10 protein-coding genes are annotated in these 14,901 nt (G+C 48.6%); 1 reads left to right on the forward strand and 9 read right to left on the reverse strand.

Translation table 11 applies throughout. The features are described from left to right. Positions 1-46: 46 nt before the first annotated feature. Positions 47-664 carry a nitroreductase family protein gene (locus GC093_RS10480; protein ID WP_171651818.1) on the reverse strand — a complete coding sequence of 206 codons (618 nt, stop codon included), beginning with the start codon at positions 662-664 and terminating at the stop codon, positions 47-49. Positions 665-1,008: 344 nt separating this feature from the next. Here GC093_RS10480 and GC093_RS10485 point away from each other — a divergent pair, with 344 nt between their 5' ends. Next, complete coding sequence (locus tag GC093_RS10485; RefSeq protein WP_171651819.1) at positions 1,009-1,341, forward strand: hypothetical protein; 333 nt, start codon at positions 1,009-1,011, stop codon at positions 1,339-1,341. 114 nt (positions 1,342-1,455) lie between these two features. Here the strand turns inward: GC093_RS10485 and GC093_RS35860 are convergent, their stop codons facing one another. The 8 genes from GC093_RS35860 to GC093_RS10525 all read right to left on the reverse strand — a co-directional run bounded on the left by GC093_RS35860 (position 1,456) and on the right by GC093_RS10525 (position 14,862). Continuing rightward, the gene (locus GC093_RS35860) at positions 1,456-2,481 is read right to left on the reverse strand and encodes an eCIS core domain-containing protein (protein WP_171651820.1); all 1,026 of its coding nucleotides are present in this window, start codon (positions 2,479-2,481) and stop codon (positions 1,456-1,458) included. 131 nt (positions 2,482-2,612) lie between these two features. Next, on the reverse strand, positions 2,613-4,127 hold the full coding sequence (locus GC093_RS10495) for a PP2C family protein-serine/threonine phosphatase (RefSeq protein ID WP_171651821.1): 1,515 nt from the start codon (positions 4,125-4,127) through the stop codon (positions 2,613-2,615). A 37-nt stretch (positions 4,128-4,164) separates the two neighbouring features. Further along, positions 4,165-4,500, reverse strand: coding sequence for an STAS domain-containing protein (locus GC093_RS10500; protein ID WP_171651822.1), 336 nt, complete (start codon positions 4,498-4,500; stop codon positions 4,165-4,167). Further along, a complete protein-coding gene (locus GC093_RS10505) occupies positions 4,497-4,949 on the reverse strand; it encodes an ATP-binding protein (RefSeq protein WP_171651823.1) in 453 nt (150 codons plus the stop codon). Before GC093_RS10505 ends, GC093_RS10500 begins: the two co-directional genes overlap by 4 nt. Positions 4,950-4,977: 28 nt before the next feature. Beyond that, positions 4,978-8,031 carry a HEAT repeat domain-containing protein gene (locus GC093_RS10510; protein WP_171651824.1) on the reverse strand — a complete coding sequence of 1,018 codons (3,054 nt, stop codon included), beginning with the start codon at positions 8,029-8,031 and terminating at the stop codon, positions 4,978-4,980. A gap of 98 nt (positions 8,032-8,129) precedes the next feature. Continuing rightward, positions 8,130-8,621: a GNAT family N-acetyltransferase gene (locus GC093_RS10515; RefSeq protein WP_171651825.1), complete on the reverse strand. Its 492-nt coding sequence runs from the start codon at positions 8,619-8,621 to the stop codon at positions 8,130-8,132. 27 nt (positions 8,622-8,648) lie between these two features. Continuing rightward, complete coding sequence (locus GC093_RS10520) at positions 8,649-11,411, reverse strand: adenylate/guanylate cyclase domain-containing protein (RefSeq protein ID WP_171651826.1); 2,763 nt, start codon at positions 11,409-11,411, stop codon at positions 8,649-8,651. 88 nt (positions 11,412-11,499) lie between these two features. After that, positions 11,500-14,862 carry a stalk domain-containing protein gene (locus GC093_RS10525; RefSeq protein WP_216624572.1) on the reverse strand — a complete coding sequence of 1,121 codons (3,363 nt, stop codon included), beginning with the start codon at positions 14,860-14,862 and terminating at the stop codon, positions 11,500-11,502. Positions 14,863-14,901: the final 39 nt, after the last annotated feature.

Consider the following 14,901-nt stretch of genomic DNA (forward strand, 5'->3'; position numbering starts at 1 on the left):
CATTAACAGTAATATGAGCAGCCGTCCTGATTTTTATGCTATAAGCTTAGAAGCTTTCTTGGATAACTTGGTGATTAATCGGCAGACGATCCGTAGCGCGACCTTCGACTTGAGCCTTCCCGATTGGAAGGACCATCACAGGGATATAACGCTCTGGAATGTTCAATTCTTTGATGAGCGCCTCTGCATTATAACCGCCCATAGGCACACTGTCATACCCTTTGGCTTTGGCTGCCAGCATCAGCTGCATAGCCGCTAACGAAGCATTACGAATGGCTTCATCGCGTGCAATTTGAGGATTATTCTCGTATGCCCCATTGATTTGACCAATCATCATATCACGAATTTCAGGCTTAGCCTGCCCATATACGTCCGGAGCTACCAGATTGGCTTGAAGATCTCCTAGCACAATAACAACAACCGAAGCATCAGATGTTTGCTGCTGATTATACGTTATAGGCAGCAGTTTATCTTTATTGGCTTGCTCTTTAACTACAAGAAACCGCCAATGCTGCAGATTCCATGAGGATGGTGCACTAAAGGCTAGCTCCAATATTTCATTCCACTCCGCATCCGGTATCGTAACATCACGTTGATATTTACGTACAGAATGCCGCGAAAGGATAACTTCCTCAGCCGTTAGTTCAAGTTTGGTTGTATTCATTATTAGTCCACTCCTTTTTTAGATAAAACTTATAGCACTTATCTTAACACACTTACTTACTTTTGTTAACTAACTTAATATTATTGTAATATTTGTTATTTTTTGGGATGAGAATCTGTTAGATTATTAAAAGGTTATGATAATATCGTTTCCCGAGATGCATCTTAAAAAGCTAGTGAATTGATGGTTCAGCTCCCGCTGTTTGGAACAGGCAAATGCAAAGGATATAACGTTGGAAGAAGCATGTATAAAGAGTGCTTTTTTATCACAAATTAATAAAGTTGGCATGAAACAGGTTTTTTTGAATCACACTTACATAACATCCATCAGGAGGTTTTTCAGTCATGTCTTCCACCTATCCATCTTATCAACAGTTCCAACAGGACCAACAACAGCTGCAATTTCAGCAGGCTCAACAAGCCCAGCAAGCATTGAACGCTTCAGGTCTAAGCACATTTACCCAAAATGTACGGCAAGCCCAGCAGCAATTGATGCAAGTACAACAAGATCTCCAACAAGCACAATCTCAAATTGATATTCAGCTGGATGCCCAAAAACGCCGCCTACTCGAGACGCAACAGCATGTAGAGCAAGTGATCCAGCAGATGAACACTTTCGTTCAGGCTTCACAAATACAACCTCAGACACAGTCATCAACTTATTTCCGGCAAAACTAGCATAGGCTTAGGAGCCCGATTGGGCACAGCAAAAAGAGACACCTTTGAGGTATAAAGCCTCGTGAGATGTCTCTTTACTATATTTATTAGATTAGCTAGACCGAATAATGAAACTTATACCCCTCGCTGTTGTACCACATGCGTCAGTTCATGGGCCAGAAGCTCTTGTCCTTGAGCGCTAGATGGATCATACTTCCCGTTGGAGAAAAACACATCATTCCCCTTTGTGAAAGCTTGTGCCCCAATCGCTTCATTGAGCTTACCCGATTCGGCGTCGTTGTGAATGGACACTTTACTAAAATCAGCCCCCATGGCTTGCTCCATACCGAGTCTGGTCTTAGCATCCATCTGCGAGCCCGCACCGCTTTTGGCCTGAATACGCTGCTCTATTGAAGGTGTAACATCGAACCCGCCTGCCGCAGGCTTCATCTGCAATTCTTCCGACTCTTCCTCCAACCCTTTCATTCGTTGGATCGAATCGGTCGCTGGTTTCATCTGCAACTCTTCCGACTCTTCCTCCGAACCTTCCATTCGTTGGATCGAGTCCGTCGCTGGCTTCATTTGCAGCTCTTCCGACTCTTCCTCCGAACCTTCCATTCGCTGGATCGAGTCTGTCGCTGGTTTCATCTGCAATTCTTCCGACTCTTCCTCCGAACCTTCCATTCGTTGAATCGAATCCGTCGCTGGTTTCATCTGCAACTCTTCCGACTCTTCCTCCAACCCTTCCATTCGCTGGATGGAGTCTGTCGCCGGTTTCATCTGCAACTCTTCCGACTCTTCCTCTGACCCTTCCATTCGTTGGATCGAGTCTGTCGCCGGTTTCTTTTGCAGCTGCTGTACGACCTGGCCAGCAACCTTATCCGCTTCCTGCTCATACGAATCGCCTACTGGGCCGACGGACATCTTGGCCTGAATCGGCAATCGATTGCCAATGCCCTGTTCAGGCAAGCTGGAGATCATTCTTTGTACGCCACGATTGCCAATAGTTCCTTGCAAGCTCATCATATCAGCGGCCGTTAGTTGTTGGCCGTTATGTGGTAGCTGAGTAGCATTCGAAGCAGACTTCGCTGCCCCCGACTTTCTCTGTATACTGGCCATAGCGGATGATTTGCCATTTTGACGTGATTGATGGATGGGCATACCGCACCTCCTAGGTAAATTACCTCACATAATACCTTCGCGTCTCGTAATCTAGTATTTCTAATATATCATATCGGAGATAGGTAGAATATCCCAAAACAAAGAAAATCACTTTCTCTTTTTCGTACTTTCTATTCGATCCGGTTATGCTCTATTAATAACATAGCGATATCATCCGATTGCAGTGCTCCATCCGTAAACCGATCGACATCGCTCAGTATTCGCTCCATTAGCTCCTGCACAGAAAGCCTCGGTTCCCCTTCATTTACAACCTTAGCGTCCAGTACTTCGTAGAGTCGCGTATTTCCATACTGACGTAGCTGCGAATCCTCCGCTTCGGTGATTCCGTCCGTATAGAGTACAAGCCTCTCACCTGCATCAAGCATGACCGTATTATCGACATATAACATATCGTCCATAACACCGAGCGGCACGCCCTTGATCCCTCTGAGCGGTTCGACAGCTCCGTTGCTTCGGATTATATAAGGCGTGCAGTGTCCGCCGTCGCTGTACGTCAGCTTCCCGGTGTGCATATCCAACACCCCGCAAAAAATCGTCGCAAACATCGACGACTCATCCTTATACAGCTCATTATTAACCTCAGTGAGCAGCTGCCCTGGCGTCATATCCGGCGTCATTTTACCTTTAATGAGCGTCATCGTCACAGCCATGAAGAGCGCCGCCGGAATCCCTTTATCCGACACGTCGCCTAATGTGAAGAAGAGCTTCGACTCGTCGAGTGTAAAGTAATCATAGAAATCACCGCCAACCTCACGGGCAGGACGAATAACAGAGCGGACTTTAGCCGGAATTCCTTGCTGCGCCTCAGTCCGAATCGAAGCTTCATAATCGCCTGCCCTCGACCACGCTTCTGAATCCTGCCCTTCCGCCGGAAGCACCTCTAAGCCTCCCATATGGATAGGAGCGGCTCTTCTCGTTGACACCCTGCGAGGCAAGAAGCCCATCTGGATATCGCGTGCAATCCTCAGCTCGCTTTCCATACGCTCCTTAGCCGCTACCGTATCGCTTAAAGCCCTGAGCGACTTCTCCAACGCATCGTACAACATGGCATTCTCCAAGGAAACCGCAGTTGGTGAAGCAATCGACTGCAGCAGCCTTAAGTCCTTGTCACTGAAATGCTTGCCATTACGCTTGTTCAACACCTGAAGTACGCCGATGATAGCTCCCTTGCTTGTTATCGGAACGCACATCAAGCTTCGCGTGGGATAGTCCACACGCTTAGCTACCTTCGAAGACCAACGCGGATCACGGGCGGCGTCATCTATCTTGACCGATTCTCCCGTTTGAGCCACCCATCCAGCAATACCTTCCCCCATGGTTAGGCGAATTTCGCGAATTTCATCGCCTTTTTCCCCAAGTGCGACCTCAAAGAATAAATCTCCCGTTTCAGGGTCGACCAATATAACTGAGGATGCCTCCGCATCGGTTACCGAGGAGGCTGTATCCATAATCTTTTTCAGCAGATCCTGCTTAAGAATTGTCGAGTTGATTTCCAAGCTGACTTCAAATAATTGATGTGTCCCCCGAAGCTCCTTCGTCGCCTCACGCCGCTTCCATTCCACCGCAGCCACAACAAGCAGCAAGAGAACAACCGTCAACAACCACCCCAATGGAATATCGCCCATCTTCCCTCACCTGCCTCCCGGCTCCCATTCTTCCTTACTACCCAATCTCGCCAAGCGCTTCAGCCTCTGTTTCATAAATGGTGAAAATGGTGCTGAATCCCGATATATCAAACACTTCTTTCACATTATCCGTCATTTGTACAAGGGCTAAGCTGCCTTTCAATGCTTTCAATTTCTTAGCTGCAACAAGCAGAATACGTAGTCCCGCGCTGCTCACATAGTCAAGCTGAGCCAATCCAAAAACAAACCGGGTATGCCCCTGCTCCATCATTTTCAGAAAACAAGCCTCCAAGATTCCCGAAGTATTGGCATCCAGCCTCCCTTGAATATCCAGTACCACCACACCGCCAACCGTCCGTTCCGTTACATTCATGCCGTTCCCTCCGATTCTGCGGGCTTCTGCCCGATTTTTTTCAAACGAATCGTATTTCTTTCTCCGATCCGCTCATAAGCAACCTCATCCATTACTTCTCTCACAAAATGAATCCCCAAACCACCAATCGACCGCTCATCCATGCCCAGTGTGGTATCAGCTGCTGTAAGGGACAATGGGTCAAAAGCAACACCGTCATCTATGATAAGCAGCTCAATATCATTCCCCTCCACAATCAAGTGAACTTCTATCTTATGCTCCCTAGGCTCTCCTATGGCTTGATACCCATACAAAATGGTATTCGTAATTAATTCGTCGCAAACAAGATTCAAATGAAACAGCGTTTTCGAATCGATGGACAACGGCCCGGACCATTCGCTAAACCAATCATGCAGACGAACAAGCTCTGCCAGATCATTTTTCAGTTCCATAATAACTTGCTTGTTCACAGCGATCCCTCCTCGCTTCACTTTACCGTTACCCCATCTTAGTCAGCATCGATTCCAGCAAACGCACCCGGGCGCTTGAAGCATGCAAAAGACCAATGCCAATCTCCGGATACAAACGAACCAGCCTCTCTAAATTATCCCCTCGCAATGAAAGCACCCGAACTTCATCGAATATCACTTGCGCGGTAATAGATGATTTAGCCTGATCTAATGCCGTTGTCTCGCCAATTGACTGCTTAGGTCCCAGAACCCCCAGCGTACTCTCCAAGCCATTTGAAGAAACGCTGCTCAGCTCCACATTGCCTTCTATTATTAAATGCATACTTGAGTTGGTTTCCCCTTGCCGCAGCAAAAAGGTTTGATCGGGAAACACTTCCTCATGAGTAATGCCTGCAATAAGTCCAAGCTCATCAACCGATACGTCAGAAAATAACGATACCTGCTTAAGAAAAATAACTTTATCCAGCATCGACAACAGCTTTTGATCATTCGCCATTTCGCCCTGCACCTCTCCGTTTAAAGCATGTGCCGCAATACTGCGCAGCCAATCGTCCGACCAATGGCAGGCCTGCTCCAGAACGACCTTGGGATCTTCTAATGCTTCTCCCTCGGCCTCACTGCCGTTGTCCTTCAGCATATCCAAGAGCGCATAAGCAAGCCTCCGGTCGCCGAGTCCTTCAGCCAACACCTCCAGACCGTTCTCGCGAATCTCTTCATTCTCATCCTGCACCGTTTCACGCACAGTCGCTACTACACGCTCATCCGCAAGCTTCGACAGGACGGACCAGGCCGCATCGCACAACGCGATTCGGATTTCCTTATAGCGCTGCTCGGCCAAATCGGCCAGCCCCGCCAGTCCCAGCGTACCGATCGCAGAGGACAGTGCCTTCTCTTTGCTTGAATCCTGCAGCCGCTGCACGCAAGACTCCACCAGCGTCTGTCGGATCTGCGATTCAGGAAGCAAATCCGATAGGGCAGCGACGCAAGCGTCCCATATGAGCGGATGAGGGTTTTGAAGGCCCTCCATCAGAGCCGCAATTCCTTTGTTGCCCATATCGATCAAGCCCTGAACGATCGTTTTGCGCAGCTCCTGATCTGCTCTAGGATACATTAATAAAAGAAATCCGATGGATTCATCATACTGGAGCTTCCCTAAGCAATGCACGGCAGCCACCTTGACCGCAGGCCGATGGTCCTCCAACAGCGATATGATCCAATCCGTGTACGTATGGAGCTTCAAATCAGCTATAATACCACAACCGTATACTGCCCACTCACCGCCCGTATCCAGCAGCTTAATAACGGCTTCATCGCAGGCCGGATAGCTCTCCTCACTTTGCAGCGCGTAAATAGCCCTAATTCCTTCTGCGACCACCTGAGGGTGAGTATCCAACAGCTTCATACGAATAAAATAATGCGATTGGCTTTTTAGATGCTCCGCCTTCGCAATGAGTTTCACACATTCCACACGCACGCCTGGCTCCTCATCTTCGAGGAAGGAAGCCACCTGAACGAGCTCCTGTAGTGTAGCTCCCTGCAGGTTCATCGCGCGCAAAGCCGCAATACGGATGCGCGGATTTTTATCGTGGATTAATTCGACCAGGCGGGGAAGAAACGAAGAATCCTTCGCCTTACCGATCATCTCCAACGCTAGTTCGCGAACATGATCATTAGGGTCATTAAGATACTCCAGCACTCCCTGAAGCACCTTCGTATTGCGCATTCCCCCAAGAAAGGATGCCGCCGTATCCGACAAATCAGTATGGAAGGACTGAACACTTTTGACCAGCTCTTTAATGTACAGATTGCGACCAAACCAAGCGACGGCTACCAACAGAGCAGCAATGGCTACACCGATAATCGCCTGTATCTTAATCTCCAGCAGGCCCTCCGAATGGAGCAAGGACAGCAGCGCCCCAAGCAAAATACCTCCAGAAGCGGCTATTCCCTGCGCCACATAACGGACGCCGTCTCTTTGCGAAATCGGCAGCATTTTGAAAAACAATTGATAGCAAGGCTCCGCCGTATAGTACAGCAAAATATAAAAGATAGCGTAAGCCCCCGATACAGCAACAAGCCCGAGCGGGGTATCTATGAACAGTGCTGAAATTCCGAATCCACCAATAAACACTATGGCAATCCCAAGCAGCATATTACTTGCGCCCAGCCAGCTCATCAGCCTTCCAGCGAAGGTTTGCAGCACGAGCGCGACCGTGAATTGAATCGTAATAATCATACCGTAATAAGCTGTTAAGTCCCGTTCATTGGGATAGGCTTGCTGTGTAGTGGTGAAATATTGGTACTCCATCAGGAAGTACAAGGCAGGCATCAAGGTCATGAGTGCCACGGCACAGATCAGAAACGGATTCCGCAGCATCTGCCTAATATAAGCTCCTGACGTCGCACTGGGGTCCACTGCCGAAGCCGTTTCCAAGACACCCGATCTAGCTTCATTCTTAATGGTAAGCGGGGCCAGATATTGCGCGATTGCTTTGCGAAAATTCCACAATCCCAATAACAAAAAGCAAGGGGACAGTAAGTATACGGCTTCCGTTCCCCAATAGTGAGTGACCTGCTGAGCGATAAAGCCAGCTGTAATGCCACCCACCATCGCAGCGCCCACAAAGATAGGCATCACACGTTTGGCTTGCTGTGTCGGACATAAGTCAAACGCCGTGCTCCACAGCAGCAAGGTCAGCTGGCGTACAACGAAGTTGGAACAAATAAATAAAATCGGATAATAATACCGATAGTCAATATCCCCCAGCTTGAATCCCAACAGAATCAATCCATTAATCAGCAGCAAGCCTGTCATCATCAAATACAGTGTCCGCATCAGCTTGGCTTTGGGCAGCTTCTCTGCCAGCTTGGCTAATAACCAGCCTTCCAAAGGCATAATTAGCGCTTCCACAATATAGACGAACGGTAAAAACTGTACCCCAAAGCGTTGATTAAACAGAGCCATAAACGCTGTATAATTGAGCAGTTCAGCAATACCGCCGCAATAGAACACCGGAAGCATAACCCACAGTTTACGTGAGTCTTCAGCACGCAGCCCAAGCAATCGAAATAGGGTACTCATAATAACCATCAAGTCCTGTCTATGTATAATATCCCGCCGAGGATAAACGGCTGCTCCGTCCCTTTAGGGACTAGCGCGTTTGTCTGGGTTGATGCCAACTAAAGCTTTTTCAAGAAGGCCATCCGGCCCTCACCCTCATAATAATAATCAGGGTAACTGCCTATATGCTCGAAGCCCCGCTCCTGAAAAATCCGCCGAATTGTGCTGTATTCCTGCAGATCGCAGGTGTAGGTAAGGATATACCGCCCATTCTGCGACTTCACAAAATTCAACAGCGTTTCATAGAGCCGATTTGCTATTCCGCGCTTCCGATAATCTTTACGCACGACAATATAGTCCCACAAGTATCCCCCAGTTTTATGCTCATTCTCGGTGACACTTATAGCACCTACAATATCCCCCTCTTCGTTCTCCACATACCAATGCTGATGCGTTGGCAATCCCAGGCTCTCCAAAGGCTTGTTGCGAAAGTGCTCGATCTCTCCAGGTGTATGATGTTGGTCGTCAAACGATTGCTCCGAGAGGAAAAACTCACTGACCCGCCTCGCCTCTCTTTCCGTTTTCATAGTTACAATGTTAATTTCATTCATGACTTACTCCCCCGTTTTACCTCGAGCTTAGGACACGAACAATGTGCCGTTCCATTCTTCAGTGGTACCGTTCTGGAAATATTCATCACATAAATAGAAATATAGCTTTGCGGCTTTGTCTTGACGATTGATTTTGATAACCTGCACAAAGGCTTCTCTTGCGTCATAAAAACGACCAACCTGATACAGCACCACCGCTTGCTCAAACAATGTTTTTGTTTTTTCCTTCAGGGCTCTGGCCGTATCCGACTCCCCATGGTACACATCGAATACTTGCAGCGGCTCCTCCTTACCCTCTACCCGAATCAATCCAAGGCAGCGGTACTGGAAGATACTGCGGTCACTAAGGGACTGAATAATAAAATCAGAAACGAGAATAGACGCTCCAAGCGGTTCCGTTAATCTCTCCAGTTCATTGGCCAGATTCACATCATCGGAAATAACATTTCCCTCCAACCGCTGTTCCTCCCCAATAATTCCGAGCCGGAGCGGACCCTTGTGCAGACCGATACCGATATCGATAGGCTTGTAGCCGGAATTAGCACGATGTACATTGTACAGATCCAATTCCTTTCTCATTCCGATACAAGAAAGCAGGGCTTGCTCAACAACGTTGGGAAACAGCGCCATAAAGCCAGCTCCCGCATATTTATTGATCAATCCGTCATGATTGCGGACATAAGGGCCAAAACGATTTAAAAACGAGTTAATAAAATTGAAATTTTCCTCCGGTGTCAACCGTTTCGACAATAAATAGAAAGACCGTATATTAACAATTAATATGCTCATCTCCTGTTCAACTTGATCACCAAGCTGAACCTCCAGAATGCTGTCCTTATCTAAATATTTCAGAAACTGCTGCGGTACAAACCGGTAATAAGCCTCGCTCACCCGAGTCACCTTGGCAATGTAACCACGGATATGCTCTGCCATCATATTGAAGCTGTCTCCCAGATCAGAAACCTCGTCACGGGTCCGTATATTAACAACGGTATCCCAATTCCCTTTGGAAATAGCGATTGCGCTGCTCCGCAGCTTGCGAATCGATGAAAGCATCAGATAGGTCATCAGCATAAAAATACTTAGTAAAACGAGCGTAATCACCGTGATATTCTGAATGATGTTACGAAGCAGCTCGCGTCTGTGCTGAAGAATACCCTCCATGTTTTTACTTGTTTCAAAGAGACCGACAATTTTACCTGAGCTGTTATAAATCGGACCTAGCGCATAAATCCAGAAGCCTGTTTCGTCCTGCCATCGGTCGGTAGTAATCTTACCCTGTTTGACTACCTCCTGGTTTTTCTCCGTCTCCGGGAACGGGTTGAACATGTTGACATCATCAGCATCCTCAATGATCCGATAGATGACGCCATTCTCATATTTATAGAGCGCTTTGTAAAAGCCTCTGTTGTCGCTTTCTTCGCTTCCATCGAAGACGGAGTCCATTTTTTCACGAAACATTTTATAATCATTACTTCTATATTCCAGCGGAGAATTCATCTTCTCCAGCTTATCGCCGTCGATCAAATTCCGGCCATTACGCGCAAGCAAAGAAAGTTCGTGAATCGACTCATCCTCGAGCTTTTGGGAAAAATTCATGTAAATAAAATAGGAGAGCAATACCATTGAAATCGCGATGACCGGTACAAAAACAATGATTTGCTTCAGCATTAGCGATATTCTTCGGTTCATAATGTTGAAATAGAGCAGTTTAACCGCAAAAGCCAACAGCAGCAGCCCAACCAGAGCTAACCCCCAAACAAACCACTTATGCCCCATCGTCTCCGCAGAATATATACCTCCGGTTACCTTGGCCCTAATAGTCCCATCTTCGTTTTGGCGTAAAATCATACCCTCATGTACCACAATCAAGCTGTCATCCGCCCCAATGGCAATCGTCGGCATAACGTCTGAGGAAATTTCCATGTCCTGCTGCTTAGCTGTTTCTTTCGTTAGCAGCGCCTCCACGATGTAAGGATTCGCAGGATCTATTCGGCTAATTGTCTCGCCATAGTAGTCTATATAGACCAAACGACCTTTCCCGTCCAAGCTAAGCTTTTCCGGAAAATTTCTATACGAGCGGTCGATGCCGGGTAAAGGATAAATAAGCTCGTAGCGTCCGCCTTCCATCATGCGATAAATTTCACCGCTTCGGACAGAAACGTAGATCTGGCCCACATTTGTTCCCGCAACTCCAGCCAGGTACTTCCCTTCGGGAAGTTTGGCCGTAAACATAGCTTTAGGGTCTGTGCTGCCAACACCCGTGTGAAAAAGTGTAGTTTCATTAAAATCGTCCACAAAAAAGGACAATACATCCCCTTGAACCTTTAATGATTTCAAGCTGCCTATACGATACCTTTTGCGCTCGGATTTATCTTTATAGTCTTTGCGGAAAAAGGCCTGATCTTGTTCCCCTTCCGGGGTAAAACGAATAATCTGCTCTGATTTGACGGTCAGGCCGTAAGAATCAAGCGTCGTTTTGACCGTATACAGGTTGCCCTGTTTATCGGCTGCAAGCTCATTAAAATGGTAGATCTCCCCGCCGGTATCGTTCGTGCTTACCGTATATACGACATTTCCTGATGAGTTAAGCTTAACAATCGTTTTCTTGGAGTTGTCGATCACATATAGATTGTTCTGCTCGTCAGCAAGCGCATTGGATACACTTCCGAACGGCAAATCCTTATGGAAGGGAGAGCTGGTAACCGCATCCCGGTTTACATACACATAGTATCCTGCCCCCGCAGCAAGCATCAGCACGAGCAGCAAAGCCGCTATATATTTCTTCATCGTTCTCTCATCGCCTCATTTTCACAAGCTCGTAAAGTCCGGTTACAAACAACCCACCGCTTAGCACGGTGTTCATTTTTCTAAGTTATTAGGAAGAAACCATGATGGTTCGGGTTCCCTCGTCCCATTCCACATCAAGTCCTATTGTCTCAGCAATAAAGCGAAGTGGAACATACGTCCTTCCCGCAATTAAAGCAGGGGCTGTATCCAGGGATACGGCCTCACCATCGACATAGGCAGTAGTGCTGTCTATCTTGCATACTATCGTTGCACCCTCATGGCTTATCGTAACAGTCCGATCATCCTCATCATAAATTACCACAGCTCCAAACGCTTCTGAAACCGGTCTTATCGGCAGGAATGCCTTTCCATTTATCATAGCAGGAGGGGCTTCAAAGAGTATCAATAAATCAGGAGAAATTACATTTTCTACTGGAAAAATTTGCATAGAATCACTGTAGGCTTGCTTCATCTCCGCAGCGACTTTACTTAACAGCAACAGCTGCTCCGGCGAGTATTTCTCAAGCTCCTTGCCCTTAATTTGCTCCAAAATTTGCTGGCTTTCTTGGGCTAACGCGCTTTGCACAGCTTCAGGAAGCATTGCGCTATCCTGCTGCCCCTCATCAAGCAATTGGGATGGCAGCTGCATAATCGCATCCAGCTGCATGAACAACGCTTCCTTCTGCGCGGACAGCACCGCATCATCGAGTGAAGCTATCGAGTGCAGAAGCTGCTCGGCCCGCTCAGCGTCCTTCTGCTTCTGCGCTTCCGCCCATGCTGCCTGCAGCTTGACTTTCGCCTCCTGCAGCGCAGCTACGCTCTCGGCGCTGCCGCTCTCCAACAGCGCCAACTGCTTGGCCGCTTCGGCCAGCTGAGCGGCCTGGGCCGCTGCTGCAGCTGCGTCGCCCGCAGCGAGCGCTTGGCGCAGCAGCGCCTGCTGGCGCTGCTCGTACACGGCAGCGCTCACGCTGCCCGTGGCGCCCTCGCTTGCGCCACTGCCTGCTCCGCCTGCGGCGCTTCCACTCGCGCCACTGCCTGCTCCGCCTGCGGCGCCTCCGCTTGCGCCACTGCCCGCTCCGCCTGCCGTGCTTCCCGCATCCGGCTTGGCCTCCGTTGCCGCATCAGCCTCCAGCTGCTTCAGCAGCGCTTCCGGGTTGTGCACCAGCGCAATCTGCTTAAGCGCTGCCTGCTGGTCGCCGCTTTGCAGCGCCTGCATTAGTGCCAGCTGTGCCTCCGCATCCTTCTGCTCAATGGATAAGCGGGCAATGTCCACACCTTTATTAGCTGCCACAGCCGCTTCTTTGGCCAGCTTCAAACGCTCGGCTTCCTTCTTCAGAGCCTCAACCTCTTGAGCTATCTGCTCTGCGGTGAGCAGCGGTGCTATTTGGCTAGTCTCATTTATCTCAACGGTCAGCTTAAGTGCAGCTATCTTCTCAGGAGCCACGGCTGCTGACCCCTTCGGATCCTCCATTGTTTTCAAGTCCATAGCGCTGCCGTTAGAAACCCAAGCTCCCCCCGACAATTCCGATTTATAAAACACACCCTGCCCTGATCCTGTCATAGTAGCTTTGGCTGCATTGTACAATTCAGGTGTCATGGCTTCCATAGATATACGATAGGTTCCAATGATCAGGGTTCCATCCGGCATTTCCCCCGTCGCACCCCCTGCTTCAGGGCTAACCGAGGCTTGCGCAGCTTCCTTCACAGCAGGAAGTGCTGTAAGCTCGCCCGGCTTATCAAACGTTATCGTACCGGACGTCCCATTACCTGATAGCATACCTTCGGCGACAACCTCTTTTTTCTTGAACAGCACCACCCTCAAGCTCTCAGGCTGACTGAACATGACGCTTAAATGCCTCACCGGCTTCTTCAACGGCTTCTTCTTGCCAATTGGCTTCCCTTCAACTGTAAAAAGTGCAAAGTCGGTTGCTTCCAGCTTTTTATCTACTTGGATCGTGAAATTACTCAACAGCTCACCAACGGATGGCTTTGACTCCCACTTGCCTACAGGGCCTTTCTTTTCCGACTGCGGCGGTTTGATTTTAGCCAAACCATCATCGATCTCGCGATACGGCAAAACCCCTGCTTTATACGTCCGCTCCACCTCTCCGCCTGAATCGACATTCAGCTTGCCCAAAGCCAGCTTATAGCTGATCCAGCTTGAGGTAACCGCTTGCTCCGCCTGGTCTTTCGCTTCTCTAAGCTTCTGCAGCTCATCTGCTCTTAGAAGCCCTAGCTTCAGCTTTTTATTAGCTTCCTCAACCCCATCGGCTGCTTTATCTCTCGCCCGTAATGACTGGGCATACGCTTCCTCTGCGCCCTTCGCATCCAGATACGACTGCTTTATTGCTAGAATCACGTTTTTCCGGCTTTCTTTTTCCTTCAAAACGGCTTTATTCTGATCCATCATCGAGATCGGCAGCGACTGCCTGATATCGTCGAAGTATCTTAGTCCGTCATATTCCCCCTGTAACAGCACCTTCGGAAGCGGAATAATCCCAAGCCATATCCACCCTTCCCAATCCGTGCCTATTTTCTCCAATGTCACATCGTAGTTGGCCATAAACAGGTCGTAATCCATGTCCTTCATTTGGTACATACTTTCGATGACCTTCATTCGGGCTTCACCGAACTTAGCGCTATACAGCATCCGGTTCGTATTAAACTTCTCCTCGGCCAGCTTGCGATCCTCACGGTCCTGAAGCAGCGCTAGGTTCGTCTTTTCCGCACCTACCGTATATTTCTCCAGCATCGCTTGATTCAAATCGGCATAATCCTGAATGTAGGAAAGCGTCACGCCCACCTCCAAATCCAGGTCTACCCTCTCTCCCAACGCGAGTCGGGTTGATTTATAGGAAAGCTGTGCTTGCTTCAGCTCTGAAGCTGCTTGCTCCAAAGCTTTTTCCGCCTGCTCTCGGGCCGCTTGATCCGCCAATCCTAGCTTCTGCATCGTCCTAACGCCATCCAACGTTCTTTTGGCTGCATCCAGCTTCATCTGCGACACCTCTTCGGCAAGCATGCCTTGTACCCCATTCCAATACAGCTTCTCCATATCATTCTGAACCGATCTCGCCTTACTCTTGAGCGTCTCTTCGGCAATCAGAAGCTGTTTGCGCGCCTCTGGAATTTTCAAACGAAGCTGCAGATCTTTACTCAAATTTCTTGGCTTGGCAAAAAGGCTTGAATCCTTAGCTTCCTCGCTCTTTATTGCATACTGCGCTTGGATGAGCTCCAATTTTTTCTTGGTCACTTCCGACTTCGCATCACGAATGTCTTGGCTGTTCTTGATACCCAGCTGTACGGCATCTTTAAGCGGAAGCTCCTTTACCTTATCGCCAGTGGCAGCCGATACCGAACCAACCAACATTTGATTCATTAATAGGAGCAGTACCAGACAGCGTCCGACACCTCTTGCGACATCCAAAGTGATCCCTCCGAGTCCCATTTTCATAGTTTAATAGTACAATACTTATAGGCATATCGCACCCTC

Origin of the sequence: Paenibacillus foliorum (assembly GCF_013141765.1) — a bacterium.
Lineage (GTDB): Bacteria > Bacillota > Bacilli > Paenibacillales > NBRC-103111 > Paenibacillus_S > Paenibacillus_S foliorum.